Annotated in this window: 12 protein-coding genes; 6 read left to right on the top strand and 6 right to left on the bottom strand. The window is 64.8% G+C overall.

Annotated features, from left to right (window positions below):
- Nucleotides 1-26: 26 nt before the first annotated feature.
- Nucleotides 27-842 (bottom strand): alpha/beta hydrolase, encoded by an 816-nt coding sequence (locus tag ACFK0J_RS15770; protein ID WP_378740854.1) that lies wholly within the window; start codon nt 840-842, stop codon nt 27-29.
- 344 nt (nt 843-1,186) lie between these two features.
- Between ACFK0J_RS15770 and ACFK0J_RS15765 the strand changes: the two genes are divergently transcribed.
- Nucleotides 1,187-2,191 carry an alpha/beta hydrolase gene (locus tag ACFK0J_RS15765; protein WP_378740852.1) on the top strand — a complete coding sequence of 335 codons (1,005 nt, stop codon included), beginning with the start codon at nt 1,187-1,189 and terminating at the stop codon, nt 2,189-2,191.
- Between the two features lie 150 nt (nt 2,192-2,341).
- Here ACFK0J_RS15765 and ACFK0J_RS15760 read toward each other — a convergent pair whose 3' ends face one another.
- Nucleotides 2,342-3,118, bottom strand: a complete 777-nt coding sequence (locus ACFK0J_RS15760) for an arylamine N-acetyltransferase (RefSeq protein WP_378740850.1) — start codon at nt 3,116-3,118, stop codon at nt 2,342-2,344.
- A gap of 303 nt (nt 3,119-3,421) precedes the next feature.
- Here ACFK0J_RS15760 and ACFK0J_RS15755 point away from each other — a divergent pair, with 303 nt between their 5' ends.
- Nucleotides 3,422-4,498, top strand: a complete 1,077-nt coding sequence (locus tag ACFK0J_RS15755; RefSeq protein ID WP_378740848.1) for a fatty acid desaturase family protein — start codon at nt 3,422-3,424, stop codon at nt 4,496-4,498.
- Between the two features lie 55 nt (nt 4,499-4,553).
- Here the strand turns inward: ACFK0J_RS15755 and ACFK0J_RS15750 are convergent, their stop codons facing one another.
- Nucleotides 4,554-5,873 carry an erythromycin esterase family protein gene (locus tag ACFK0J_RS15750; RefSeq protein WP_378740846.1) on the bottom strand — a complete coding sequence of 440 codons (1,320 nt, stop codon included), beginning with the start codon at nt 5,871-5,873 and terminating at the stop codon, nt 4,554-4,556.
- A gap of 211 nt (nt 5,874-6,084) precedes the next feature.
- Between ACFK0J_RS15750 and ACFK0J_RS15745 the strand changes: the two genes are divergently transcribed.
- Complete coding sequence (locus ACFK0J_RS15745) at nt 6,085-6,906, top strand: class I SAM-dependent methyltransferase (RefSeq protein WP_378740843.1); 822 nt, start codon at nt 6,085-6,087, stop codon at nt 6,904-6,906.
- Between the two features lie 20 nt (nt 6,907-6,926).
- Here ACFK0J_RS15745 and ACFK0J_RS15740 read toward each other — a convergent pair whose 3' ends face one another.
- Nucleotides 6,927-8,552 (bottom strand): PQQ-binding-like beta-propeller repeat protein, encoded by a 1,626-nt coding sequence (locus ACFK0J_RS15740; protein ID WP_378740841.1) that lies wholly within the window; start codon nt 8,550-8,552, stop codon nt 6,927-6,929.
- A 183-nt stretch (nt 8,553-8,735) separates the two neighbouring features.
- Complete coding sequence (locus tag ACFK0J_RS15735; RefSeq protein ID WP_378742857.1) at nt 8,736-9,203, bottom strand: GNAT family N-acetyltransferase; 468 nt, start codon at nt 9,201-9,203, stop codon at nt 8,736-8,738.
- Nucleotides 9,204-9,313: 110 nt separating this feature from the next.
- On the opposite strand from ACFK0J_RS15735, the gene ACFK0J_RS15730 reads away from it, so the two are divergent.
- Nucleotides 9,314-10,063, top strand: a complete 750-nt coding sequence (locus ACFK0J_RS15730) for a methyltransferase domain-containing protein (RefSeq protein ID WP_378740839.1) — start codon at nt 9,314-9,316, stop codon at nt 10,061-10,063.
- Nucleotides 10,064-10,419: 356 nt separating this feature from the next.
- A complete protein-coding gene (locus ACFK0J_RS15725) occupies nt 10,420-10,923 on the top strand; it encodes a DinB family protein (RefSeq protein WP_378740836.1) in 504 nt (167 codons plus the stop codon).
- A gap of 183 nt (nt 10,924-11,106) precedes the next feature.
- On the opposite strand, the gene ACFK0J_RS15720 is transcribed toward ACFK0J_RS15725, so the two are convergent.
- Nucleotides 11,107-11,901, bottom strand: a complete 795-nt coding sequence (locus ACFK0J_RS15720; protein ID WP_378740835.1) for an acetylxylan esterase — start codon at nt 11,899-11,901, stop codon at nt 11,107-11,109.
- A gap of 640 nt (nt 11,902-12,541) precedes the next feature.
- Here ACFK0J_RS15720 and ACFK0J_RS15715 point away from each other — a divergent pair.
- Entirely contained in the window at nt 12,542-12,694 is a 153-nt protein-coding gene (locus ACFK0J_RS15715; RefSeq protein ID WP_378740833.1) for a DUF2599 domain-containing protein, read from the top strand.
- The last annotated feature ends 73 nt before the right edge of the window (nt 12,695-12,767 follow it).

The following is a 12,767-nucleotide window of genomic DNA, read 5'->3' as shown; positions in this document are numbered from 1 at the left end:
GCCGAGGTTTCCGAACCGCCTTCCGGTCAGGAGCTGCTTGCCGCTGCGGTGATGGTCGCGACAACCTCATCCGGGTGGGACACCGGCGAAGCATGTGAGGATTTCACTTCGCTGATCTGTGCCCGCATGCGGTCGGCCTGGAACCGTTGCGATGCGGGGGGAAAGGTCAGGTCGTCGGTCGAAATCAGGTACCAGCACGGCACCTTGGCCCACGACGGGTCGCCGCTCGGCTCGGCATTCGCGGCCGCGGAGGTGGGGCGCTGGCTGGCCGCGAGCCGGGCCGCGACATCGGCGCTGACGTCCTGCGCGAAGACCTCGCCGAACCGTTCCGGTGCCATCGTCACCTCCGCCCCCTTCTCGGTGGGCTGGATCCGCAGCGCCGTTTCGATCTTGCTGCCCGGATAACGCCCGGGATCGCTGAGGGCCAGCACCGATTCCCCCTTTTCCGGTGCGAAGGCCGCGACGAATACCTCCGCCTTGACGTTCGGCCGGTGGATATTGCTGATCACCGCCCCACCGTAGGAGTGCCCGACGAGGACGACCGGCCCGGTTATCCCCTCGATAGCTTTGGTGACGGCGGCCGCATCGGCTGCGGGGCCGCGCAGCGGATTGTCGGGCTGCACCACCTGATAGCCCTGAGCGCGCAGGCTTTTCGCGACGGCGTCCCAGCTGGAGCTGTCCGCGAACGAGCCGTGCACCAGTACGATCGCGGGCTTCGCGGCTGCGGTGGGCTCGGCTGGTTCCGAGGTGGACTTGGTGTCGCTACCGCACCCGGCGGTTGCCAGCACGGCTGTCGCGACGAGAGCCGTGGCGACGTTTCGGAGTCGGACGAGCATCTGCATGGCGTTCCAATCTCATGTATGAGGGCTGCCCGGTTTCACTGGGCCGGTGAGGTTGGTGCCTTCCCTGTGCTGTCGAAAACCCGCGAGCGCCCGATGATCGATGACACTGCCGACTGTCGCAGCCGGGCCGCTGGCGTGGTAGATACCGATGTGTGCGGTGGGCGATGACGAATGTCACTGCTGCCGCGACGGCGTCATCCCACGAAGCCGTAACCACGATCGTCCGCTCGTGTGATCTGTTGCCTACCGTTTGACAGCCTTCGGCCAGCGAGTCTCAATTGGTCATATGACCAGTTAGCTCGCGCTCCCGCACCGGAGCAGCGCGTTTCCGCACAGGAGTGACGATGAACCTACGGAGCCTCGTGCTCACTGCCATGTTTGCCGCCGCCTGCGCCGCGGCGACCACCGCGACACCCATCGCGCACGCCGAGCCCGAGCGGGTGCCGGACACGGTCGATATCGCCTGTGCGGGTGCCATCCGGCACCGGAACGCCGACTGGTACCTGCCAGATGGGTCCGCCCATGGTCTCGTCTGGCTGCAACACGGTTTCGCGCGAAGCAACGCGAATGTGGCCAGCCTCGCCGAGCATTTCGCCGCTGCCGGATACGTCGTCTTCGCACCCGCGTTGCCGTTCCTCGATCCGGCGGGTTGCACCCTGCAGAATCTCGGCGACAACACCGGCTTTCTCGACAACATCGCCGGACTGTTCGCCACCGCCGCCGAACCCACCAGTCCCCTGGCACGCAGCTTCGCCGCGGCTACCGCGGCGGCGCACCGACCGGATCTGCGGTTGCCGCAGGAGACCGTGTTCGTCGGGCACTCCGCGGGAGCCGAAGCCGTCGAATATGTCGCACACCGGCTGCACGTCGACCACCCTGCCGCCTTCGCCGACTTACGCGGACTCGTCCTGCTCGACCCCGTGAAATCATTCCTCGGCGACAACACCGACCAAGCCCTCAGCGACCTCGACCACACCGATCTACCGATTCTCGACGTCGCCGCGAAACCCTCACAGTGCAATCTCTTCGGCATCGGCACCGCGGCCGTCCAGCGACTGCTGCACCGTCGATACCTAGGCGTCCGCATCGGCACCGGCGTGCATACCGACGCCGAAGGTGCCAGCGGCGACACGCTCGGAAACCTGTTGTGCGGCAACCCGAAATCGGTGAACATCTCGACCCTGCAAACCCTCGCGGTCGGCTGGACCACCGACTATTTCACCGGTACCAGGACCGCCGACTACTACCCCGCCCACGCCCCCGCCACCGACGCCGCCACCGCGCAGTCGGCTGTCACAGAAGCGGTTTCGGCCGCACCCGAAGCCAAGATCCTGACCGGTTCGGAGTAACCGCACTGGGTGCTACTGACGCTGGACAACATCCTGGAGCGGCCGCACGAACACGGAATTGCCGCGCTGAGATCCCTTCGGCCGGAGCACGCCGACAGCGAGTTCGACGCTCGCGAATTCAACCTGATCGTGTGCGGACACCTAGCCTTGCTACCTCCGCTTCGCGGCGACGGGCAGGCGGTCCAACTCGATGCCGAACAGTTCGCGGTAGGCGGCCATGGCCTCATCGTCGGTCAGGGTCTGCTCGGTGCGCTCGCCGTTCTCGGTGCGGGTGAGTTTGTGGTCGCTGAGGGTGATGCGGTCGGTGGGAGTGGGTCGCGAGCACACCAGCTTGCCGGTGAAGGGCGAATCCGGCGAGGTCTGGTGATACCAGCAGAACGGTTCGAAATCGATCAGTCGGCGGGGCCGGGCCTCGATCCGGTATAGCCGCTCGTCGTCGCAGAGCAGGTCGAGGTCGCCGGTGCCGTCCTCGACCGGGACGACCCGGTACACGCCGTCCGGATCGGGCTGATCGTCGGTGCTGTCCAAACGCAGCGGATACCGGGCGTTTTGGCCGAATCCCACGTCCACCAACCACGGAAGGTCCAGGTCGACGCGCAGCACGAGATGGTCGAACGGCGGCCGGACGTGCCCGTCGTCGAACACCCCGGAGGCAAGCAGCGTCACCGGGAACCCCAGGGCCGACAGCAGGGCGCCGAACGCCCCGTTCAACTCGTAACAGAACCCGCCGCGCCGTCGTCGCACGATCTTGTCCACCAACAGCTTCTCGTCGAGCACGATGCGTTCGCCGAGGTGAATGCTGAGATTCTCGAACGGCACCGCCTCGAGATGCCGCCGGTGCAGGTCGCGCAGGGTGTCGATGTCGGGACGAACGGGTGCCTCGACTCCGATCCGCCGCAGGTAATCGACTACGAGGTCATGATCCATACACCGAACACTAAACCCTCGAGTGCACTCGAGGTCACGCCCGAAAATGTTGCCGCGATCGAAGGTTCAGCGCGTCGGATCCGTCGACCCGGATATGTTGTCCGACAACCGGTCAGCCGCCTGGGTCCGCGGTGGACATATCACACCGTGGACCGATTCGATGTCATACCAAGGGATTACCGGTAACGAGAATCCGGCCTATAGCGTCGGGTCTTGAAATCGCCGCACCGCTCCGAACATCCACCGGCCTGGCATCGCCGACGGACGGAGGTGGCGTCTCCGACTCAGCTCTCAGGAAGATCTATGACCACACCTGCCTTGGTCCCCCAGTCATCCTCGCGGTCACCGCGGGGCGGCGCTGACGGTGATTACGCCCGTCTGTTACGCCGGATCTCCGAAGCGGGGCTGATGAACCGGCGTCCCGTCTACTACGCCGTCCGGCTCAGCCTCGTCGGGGCCGCGTTCGTAGCCGGTTGGGTAGCGTTCTTCATCGTCGGCGATTCGTGGTGGACGCTGCTGGTCGCCGGGTTCATGGCCGTGACGTTCGCTCAGATCGCACTCGTCATGCACGATGTCGCACACCGCCAAGTCTTCCGGCTACGGCAGCCGACGGAGCTCGTCGGACGACTCGTCGGCAACGCCGGCATCGGCCTGGGCTACGGCTGGTGGCAGGACAAGCACACCCGGCATCACGCCAACCCGAACCATGAGGAACTCGACCCCGATGTCGCGCCCGACATTCTGGTCTGGTCACAACAGCAGGCACGGTCCAGCCGCGGTCTGCCTCGGCTCATCGGGCGAGCGCAGGCGTTCCTGTTCTTCCCTCTCCTGTTGCTGGAGGGCCTGAACCTCCATGTGGCCGGTGTACGTGCGCTCAGAAATCGCTCGGTGAAACACCGCAAATTGGAGGGCGCGCTGCTGTTCGGCCACTTCGCCGTCTACCTGGCAGCACTGTTCGCGGTTCTGCCCGCCGACAAAGCCCTCGTGTTCCTCGCTGTCCACCAGGGCCTCTTCGGCCTGTACATGGGCTGCATCTTCGCCCCGAACCATAAAGGCATGCCCACCTTGACCGGCGACGACCGCCCCGACTACCTGCGTCGCCAAGTGCTCACCTCCCGCAACGTGCGGGGCGGCGCGTTGATCGACCTCGCGCTCGGCGGTCTCAACTATCAGATCGAGCACCATTTGTTCCCGAGCATGCCGACGCCGAATCTGCGGCACGCCCAGGTGATCGTCCGCGACTACTGCACCGAAATCGGCGTTTCCTACCATGAAACCGGGCTGATCTCCTCTTACCGCGAGGCGCTGCGACACCTGCACCACGTCGGTGCCCCGCTGCGCACCCCCGATCGCAACTCGGGAGTGCCACAACGCAATTGAAAATGAGGCGGGTCCGAAGGAGCCGAACCCATTCTGTCCGTGCGCGACCCAGATCTCAGATCGGTACTGCGGGCCTCACCTCCTGGCGGTGAACGATCACGTCGAACCATTGACCTAGGCTGCCGCCGTCCATGAATGAGTCAGGGCCGCCATGCGCCAGGCCGCGTGTCTTGACGGGGGCCGCAAGCCAGCGCCGCACCGGGGTGGGAGCGGGCCGACGCAGATCCAGGACGAACTGGTCGAGGTGCACCTTGCCGAAGGGCTGTTCGAACCAGTCCGAGGCGGGTTGCGGCATGGCAACGGTTTTCCCGGGTCCGAGGCTGACGGCGCCGTGGTCGAAGGTGAAGCCGATCGACAAGTACTGCTGGCCGTACCACTGGCGCAGATACGACCCCACGCTCGGGAATCGGAAGTCCGGACCGGGTGGGACAGCGATACGGAGTTGCGTGGCGTTGGCGGTGTGCGCGCTCGCCGCCCAGTACGCGATCTTGTCGCCGGTGAATTCGCGCCACCACCTGAGGTTTTGGGCCGCTTGGGCGTCTCGGTACACAAGGCCCTCGGCGAGGGACAGGGTGTAATGCTCGTAGAACGAGACGATCTGCCGCGCGTGCTGTAGCGCCAGTTCGTGAGCTCTGGCGCCGGGGTGGTGCGGCACGTCGGCGATCAGATCGTGGACGCGACGGGCATGTTCGAGATACGGTCTCTTGTCCGGCACACCCTGGTACCAGCTGACGTGGTCGGACATGTTCGGCGTGGCGGGCCGGATCGCATGCAGGTGACCGCGGAGCTCGGCAAGCTTCTCCGGAGCGGCACCGGCGACATAGGAGTAGACCACGTCATAGGCCGATGGGCCCGTCGAGTAGTACTCGACCCCGACGAACTGCACCTTGTCGGCGCGCCCGGTGTTGAAGTCGCGCAGCCATCGCAGCAGGTCGGCCACCTCCTGTGTCTGCCACTGCCCGCCCAGCTGGTTCGTGATCGTGTCCAAATCGCCTGTGCCCGTGCGGATGTACTCGTCGACCCGCAGTCCTGTTGTCCACTGGTCTTCAAAGGCGATGGAACGGAACCCCAGCTGTTCGACGAGCAGGCGCACCAAGCGGTGTTTGAGTGTGAGCTCCTCCGCTGCACCATGAGTCGACTCGCCCAGTCCCACGATCTGCGCTTCGCCGATCGACCGGCGAAGGGGCATCAGGTCGTCGTCCGGGCCAGCGGGATCCACGTGGTCCAGTGCGACCGCGTGGTGGCTGATCCAGTCGGGCACAGACTGTGGCGGATCGCCCGCGGCCGTCGTCGGCGTGCCCGCGAGCACTATGGTTCCGACACCGACGGCGAACAGCCCTAATCGTCGCCCCCAACCGCGTTCCTGTCCATGCATCGAATTCTCCTTTCCTCTGCATCTCCACGATCGCGGCTGCCCGTCCGGTACGCGTCCCCCCGGAAACGGCTTCTCGGCTACGCCGCTCGACGTACCCCAACGGCCACTGGCGGATTCGACAGGGCGGCGTGGCTGTAGATGCGTGACAATGGTGGCGGGCACCTCGCGCTTGTTTCTGTAAGCAGGACAATCACGCATCCGGGAGGCGGTCATGACGCAGACGAGGAAGGTCGATTTCAGCGGCGTGCGGTGGGGATCGGTGGAGTGGACGAACCTGGGCACGCTGTACCTGCGCGCCTGCGAAAGTCGTTCGCCGAACCCGATTCTCGGCGACGACGCGGCGGCAGCGGCAGTGGACCGGATCGATTACGACTGGGCCAGGATGCGCCGCTATATGCTGCCGCCTGCGAACCAGTGGTTGGTCGCCCTACGGGCCGCCCGCCTGGACGACTGGAGCGCGGCCTTTCTCGGCCGCCACCCCGACGCCGTCGTGCTACACCTGGGCTGTGGGATGGACACCCGCGCCTTCCGGCTGCGTCCGCCTCGAGACGTCCAGTGGTTCGACGTGGACCAGCCGAACGTCATCGAGTTGCGCCGCAAGCTGTACTCCGACCGCGAGGGCTATCGCATGCTCGGCTCGTCGGTGACGGAAGCAAGCTGGCTGGACGAAACCCCCACGGATCGGCCCACATTGATTGTCGCCGAGGGCCTGCTCATGTATCTCCCTCAGTCGGAGGTGCGCACGCTGCTGCAGCGCCTGACGGACCGATTCCCCTCCGGCGAACTGCTCTTCGACACGCTGTCACCATTAGGACCACGCCTGTCGAAGGTCTTCAGCAAAGGCATCGTCAAATGGGGAACCAGCGACGCCCGCGAGCTGGAACGGTGGAATCCACGCCTGCACTTCCTCGAACAGACCTCCGCGCTGTCGGGCTACGAACGGATCAACTCCACTCCGACACGACTGATATACCGACTGATCCACGCGACCCCGGTCGGGAACTACGACGTACTGAACCGCTTCGAGTTCTGATAGCTACCCGCACAGTCGATTTACGGAAGTCCGAAGGCCAGCAGCACATTGCCCGGCATGCCGGTGGTGATCTGGCGGCCGTAACCGGAATTGGTGAACAACATCCCGTTCGCGACGACGGCACCGTGACCGTTGATACCGCCGCCGACACCCGGCACCCCGTTCACCGTCTTGAACGTGCGCGCCGTGTTGTACTCCCACAGAATCGCGCCGGTATCGGCCGAGAAGACACGCATCTTGCCGTCGAGGCTGCCCTCGTAAACCATGCCGGGCGTGGACGAGACGGCATTGGGCATAGCGAGCTGACACAGCGGAAGATTCGGTATCGGAGGCGGGTCGATCAGGCAGCCGGTCGCCGGATTCGGGGTGCTCCAGACGACCGCGCCATCGGCCGGGTTCAACGCGTACAGCGTGCCCGGCTGGGCCTGATATGTCGCTACGTACAGGTGGCGGCCGTCATAGCTGGCACCCCACTGGATGCCCTGCAGCGACTCCGAGCCGGGAATGGGCAGCACCGGTTCCGGCGTGGACAACCTGGTTTGCCAAACGATTTCACCGGTTGTGGCGTCGAGCAGATGGTAGACCCCGCTCTTCTGGCCGGCACCGACAACCATACGACCGTCGATGCTGAAAATGTTCGCCTGCGATCCGAAGTCGAAATCGTGTCCGGGATCGGGACAGTTCCCGCCGGGCGGCGGCACCGCACAGCGACCGTTCCAGGGCGGATCCCCTGGAGTCATCCGTCGAACCCACCGGGCCGTCCCCGTGTCGATATCCAGCGCGCCGATTGCTTCCGCGCCCTCGGGATAACCCGAGTAGGGGTTGCCCGAGGTGTAGTACAGCGTCCGTGAATTCACGTCGATCGTGGGTGAGGACCAGATCGGCGCACCGCTGGGAGCGAAGTCGGGCTTGCCACCGGTCGGCTGCGGTTGTGGGATCGTGTAGTACTTCCACTGCACGTCGCCGGTCGCGGCATCGAGCGCAACCATACTTCCCCGGAAGGTGCAGCACGGGTACGCATCGTGGGTAGCGGCGCCCAACTCCTGACTGGACACTCCGACATAGACGCGACCCTCGAACACCAGTGGCGAGCCGGTGATGATCGCGTAATCGTGGTCGTCCAGCTGGCGGACCCAGCGTAACGCTCCCGTCTTCGCGTCGAGAGCCCACATCCTGGCCGAGTTGTCACCGAAGTAGACCAGGCCGTCCGCGACCGCGGGACCGTTGCGCAGCCCGTACGTCGGGAGATTTCCGCCGAGGGGTGTCTCGGCTTGGAACGCCCAACGGGTCGAACCGGTTTCGGCGTCCAGTGCATAGAACGTCCCATTGCGCCCACCGACATAGACAGTGCCGTCGACGACCGCCGGTTGGCTGGACGCGGCGATGGTGTCGGGGAACGCGAATGCCCACTTCAATTGCAAATTGCTGACGGTATCGGGCGTGAGGGTAGTTTCGTTCGAGTTGAACCGCGAACCGGTGGGATCGAATTGCCACATCGGCCAGTCGCCATTGACCGGGGAGGACTGCCCGAAGCTGGTACCTGACACCAACAGGAGGGCGGCGACGACCAGAATAGGTAGGCGCAGGTACCGCCAGCGCCCGCGGCTACGGGACCCGGGGGCTATTGCGCTAGTTTTCCTGATCATGGCTTCGTGGCTCCTCACCAGATCTGAGAATTTGCCGTCACTATAGGAATCACAGGAGCGTGGGAAATGTTACCCACGAATCCCCCACTTATCAGGCCCCGCCCAGTTATCGAACACAAAGTCGGTAACCGGGCTGGACGCAGCGATACCCTTTGGCGCTCTTTCGGATAACCGTCGTCCTGCTCACAGGCAGCCGTTCAATTCCTTTGTCAGAACGACGCGATCCGCACCTGGTCCGTTGTAGTCCTCAACCACATGGACATCGAAGCCGAGTCTCTGATGAAAGGCGATCGAGCCCTTGTTATCCGGCGAGGTGATGGCCTTGAGTTGCGTGGCGTCCTGGGCCCGTGCCGCCACCGTGAACGCCTCGTATAGGCGATGGCCGAGCCCAGTGCCTCGTGTGTCGTCACGGGTGGCGATCAGATGGACGTAGGCCACACGTGCGGGTGTGACGAATCCGAAGACATATCCGCGGATGCCATCGTCGGCCACTGCCACCAAGTTCGTCTCAGGGAACTCGTGCACCAATGCAGCGAGGTGAAGTGACCGCAGGTCACGTCCACCCCAATAGCGAGCATGGTTTGCGACCACCTCACGGAAATCTCGCATGGTCGCAGACACGATCACCTCGGCAGGTTCTCGACCTTTCATCACTTCACGATCTTGGCATCACCGATAGTGGCGATCCCACTGACGCGCTGTTGAACACACTTCATTGTCGCCGCACACTCCGACAAGCTCGGCATGCCAGCATGGGCTGCATGACTCCGGTCCCAGAAAATCACGCACTTCCCGCTGATCCCGCCCGGGCCAACGACTATGACAGCTTCGCCGAGATCTACACGGCCGAGAACGAGACCAGCCTCTACAACGCCTACTACGAACGGCCCGCGATGCTGGAGCTCGCCGGAGACGTGAGCGGCCGACGAATCCTCGATGCCGGCTGCGGCTCGGGCCCGCTGTTCGCGGCACTGCGCGATCGCGGGGCCCTCATGACCGGCATCGACGCGAGCACCGGGATGCTGGAGCTGGCTCGACGACGCCTCGGTACCGACGCGGACCTGCGGTTCGCCGACCTGGCCAGCCCGCTGCCCTTCTCCGATGGTGCGTTCGACGACGTCGTCGCGTCCCTGGTGCTGCACTACCTGGCGGACTGGGGGCCGACGCTTGCCGAGCTGCGGCGTGTGTTGACCCCCGGCGGTCGACTGCTCGTCTCCGTTGACCATCCCTTTGTGGCCTACGGCATTCAGCGCCTGGCCGGGCACAGCCCCGACTACTTCGAGACCTACCAATGGACCGTTGACTGGACCATGGGTGGCCAGACCGTCCCGATGAGCTTCTGGGCCCGGCCGCTGCATGCGATGACCGACGCCTTCAACGCGGCCAGCTTTCGCATCTCCCTCATCAGCGAGCCGCAGCCCGTCCCGGCCGCCCGCGAACTGTTCCCCGAGGAATACCGAGCCCTCACCACCGGCCCGAGCTTCCTGTTCTTCGTCCTGCAGTCCGGCTGACCGCCACCTACGCAACCTTGCCTGAGCCGGACCGGCATCGGCCGACTCGACCTCCGACCCCATCGACCCGACAACGCTGCCGTCATCGGCATGCAGCCCGGATCGAAACTCGGGGTATGCTGACTCTCGGCAGCAGCGCCTCTTGACAGGCCCGGGCCGCGGTGTTGACGTCGCCCGCCTCGCCACTCTCCCTGCGCAATCCGCGCGGCAAGCAGATCGCATCCCCCGTTCCCGGTCGTCCCCTGACGCCGGACGTTTCGCCCTCTCCCATGTCGATCGCCGCACCGCCTTGCGTCATCCAGCCCGATCAACACAAAACTTGGATCTCAACCAACAACAGAATGGAGTGAAACCCCATGAGTACCAATCCAATTACCGACGGCACCGAGCGAGCGATCATCGAGGACATGCTCGACCGCAACCGCGAAGCACTCATCGAGACCGTACGCGGCCTGGGCGACGCCGACGCCCGCCGACGGCTCGTCGCGTCGCTGACGACACCGATCTCATTGATCAAGCATGCCGCTGCCGCGGAACGGATTTGGTTTCAACGGTTCTGGGCGGGACTCGATGAATCCGAATGCGACGGATACTCGCGCCGCGACGAGGGCACCTTCACCGTCGCTGACGAGGAGTCGCTGGCAGACGTCATTGCCGAGTTCGAGCGCGCAAGCCAACGATCACGTGAGATCGCATCCCGCTTCGCCCTCGACGACACCAAGGACAATCCCCGCGAGGGAAAGGTCAGCATGCGCTGGACATTGCTCGCCATGATCCAAGAGTTCGCCAGGCACGCCGGTCATGGCGACATCCTCCGCGAACAAATCGACAAACCCATACTGCGACAGCCGAACTCGTGACACTTCGGAACTATTGTCAAGCCGGTGAAATGCTCTCGGTCGCCTGACGCAGCGTAGCGGCCCTTCCTCGGGTGTCCACGGCGCGTTGCAGCCGGTACCGAACCGCTCTCGCCCGCAGCCGGTTCCGGTGACGCGGCCAGGCTCGCGCGAGCACTGGCCGCGCCGCCGGTCGGGTGATCGAGGCTAGTCGGCGTTCGGGCCGGGCACCTGCTGTGCCAGGCGATTGCGCTGAACTTCGTTCCAGGCCTTGCTCGTACAGATCCCACAGTTGGCGCCGAAGAATTCGCCCCTAGCTCGCTCGTCGCCCTGCAGATGGAAGGCGAACCAGGCCGTGCTGGGTCCGCGGAATCCGCCGCCGTCGTTCAACGGGGTGAAGTGCCCTGCGCCAGCGAGTGACCCGTAGATCGCGACTATGTGGTCGGCGCTCTCGTAGAACTGCTTCACCCCAGCTGGGGTGACGATGGTGTCGTTCTCACCGGCGAGGAGAAATGTGGGTCCGCGTAGGGCGGCAGGACTGGGGCGTGGACCTGGCTCGATCGGCACGGTGGTGTCGACACGAGGATCCGCGCCGGCATTGAGGCTGCCCCCGCCACCCCGGGAATGGCCGGAGGCGCCGATGTTCGCCAAATCCACCTTCTGGTGGAAGGGACTGTCCGACTGCTGGTTGAGTCGGGTGAGGAGATCGATGCCCTGGAGCATCTCGCTACCACTGGTGGCCCAAACGGTGTTCGCCGCGGCGACGATGAAACCGTGACTGGCCCAGTGCCGGAGTAGCCCGTCATAGATCGCCGGGCGAGCCAAAGAGCCGTTGCCCCAAATGATCACGGGGTGTCGATCCATCTTGGCCGGGAAATACAGCGTGTGGTCCGTCATAGCCTGCACCTGCACTTGGTGCGGTCCAGGCTTGTCCCACTCGACCGCGGGCGGCGCGGCGACGGCAGGCAGGATGGGGGTGACGAGAAGGGCTGCGGCGGTCACAATCAGAGTTAGCAGTGTGCGTCGCTTCGGTGCAAAATTGTTGCGGGACAAAGCAATCTCCCATCGTGTGAGTGAAGGAAGCATCTTCACCACGATGGTGGCCGGGTCGACGTCCGCTCACAACCGATCGCCAGCCGTCACGTCCCCGGTTGCCGGGGTTGTTCGTCACGAAGTTCCCCCCACCTGGACCATCACGGTTTCCAACCTCGCTGTAATCGCAATTCCCCACCCGGGGGGTGGTGTGCGGGTCTCGTGTGGCCGACCGCGACACCTATCACCGGCAACCGTCGCCGAGCAGAGTCAGCACCTCGGATCGACCAAGCCATCTGTCACCAATTTCCAACGTAACTGTCGATGCAGTGCCGCAGTGCCGCAGCGACGCGTGTCTCGGTCAGTTTCATCCCCCGCGCCGGGGGCGGCGCGATCGCGAGAACGGTTCGAGTTTCCGGCTTGGCTAGGTTGGTGGCCGATTTCGCGGCGAAGGCAACCAGAAATACCGGCAATACTCGCGTAGCAGCGACCGCAGCTCATTGCTGGCCTTGGTGCGGCGGCAACTACGGACGCCAGGATCCCTTCCACCCGCCGCGGAACGCGCCTGGCAGGAAGTACTGCGCCACGCCAGCACTGCTGATACCCCGGCATGCGCGACCAATTCATCTGTCACTGGGACTGGGCACGAATCGCCATGCCGGACAAGCCGAGCTGGAACATCGAGCCGTGGCGCCCCGCCGTCGGCTACCCAGCAACCGTCGCCGCATTGTGCAATCCCGGAGCCCCCGAACACGAACTCTGACGCCGAGCGGCACCGGCCGCGCCCCTGGACGACCATGATCAGCGGTCGCCCGGACCGCTCGGCAAACATCGGC

The organism is Nocardia brasiliensis, assembly GCF_042691675.1.
Classification (GTDB): Bacteria; Actinomycetota; Actinomycetes; order Mycobacteriales; family Mycobacteriaceae; genus Nocardia; species Nocardia brasiliensis_D.
The sequence above is the reverse complement of the archived record's forward strand: the minus strand, read 5'-3'. Positions and strand labels throughout refer to the sequence as shown.

Coding starts and splice junctions, on each gene's coding strand:
- ACFK0J_RS15770 (WP_378740854.1), bottom strand. CDS start 842: ATGCAGATGCTCGTCCGACTCCGAAACGTCGCCACGGCTCTCGTCGCG.
- ACFK0J_RS15765 (WP_378740852.1), top strand. CDS start 1,187: ATGAACCTACGGAGCCTCGTGCTCACTGCCATGTTTGCCGCCGCCTGC.
- ACFK0J_RS15760 (WP_378740850.1), bottom strand. CDS start 3,118: ATGGATCATGACCTCGTAGTCGATTACCTGCGGCGGATCGGAGTCGAG.
- ACFK0J_RS15755 (WP_378740848.1), top strand. CDS start 3,422: ATGACCACACCTGCCTTGGTCCCCCAGTCATCCTCGCGGTCACCGCGG.
- ACFK0J_RS15750 (WP_378740846.1), bottom strand. CDS start 5,873: ATGCATGGACAGGAACGCGGTTGGGGGCGACGATTAGGGCTGTTCGCC.
- ACFK0J_RS15745 (WP_378740843.1), top strand. CDS start 6,085: ATGACGCAGACGAGGAAGGTCGATTTCAGCGGCGTGCGGTGGGGATCG.
- ACFK0J_RS15740 (WP_378740841.1), bottom strand. CDS start 8,552: ATGATCAGGAAAACTAGCGCAATAGCCCCCGGGTCCCGTAGCCGCGGG.
- ACFK0J_RS15735 (WP_378742857.1), bottom strand. CDS start 9,203: ATGAAAGGTCGAGAACCTGCCGAGGTGATCGTGTCTGCGACCATGCGA.
- ACFK0J_RS15730 (WP_378740839.1), top strand. CDS start 9,314: ATGACTCCGGTCCCAGAAAATCACGCACTTCCCGCTGATCCCGCCCGG.
- ACFK0J_RS15725 (WP_378740836.1), top strand. CDS start 10,420: ATGAGTACCAATCCAATTACCGACGGCACCGAGCGAGCGATCATCGAG.
- ACFK0J_RS15715 (WP_378740833.1), top strand. CDS start 12,542: ATGCGCGACCAATTCATCTGTCACTGGGACTGGGCACGAATCGCCATG.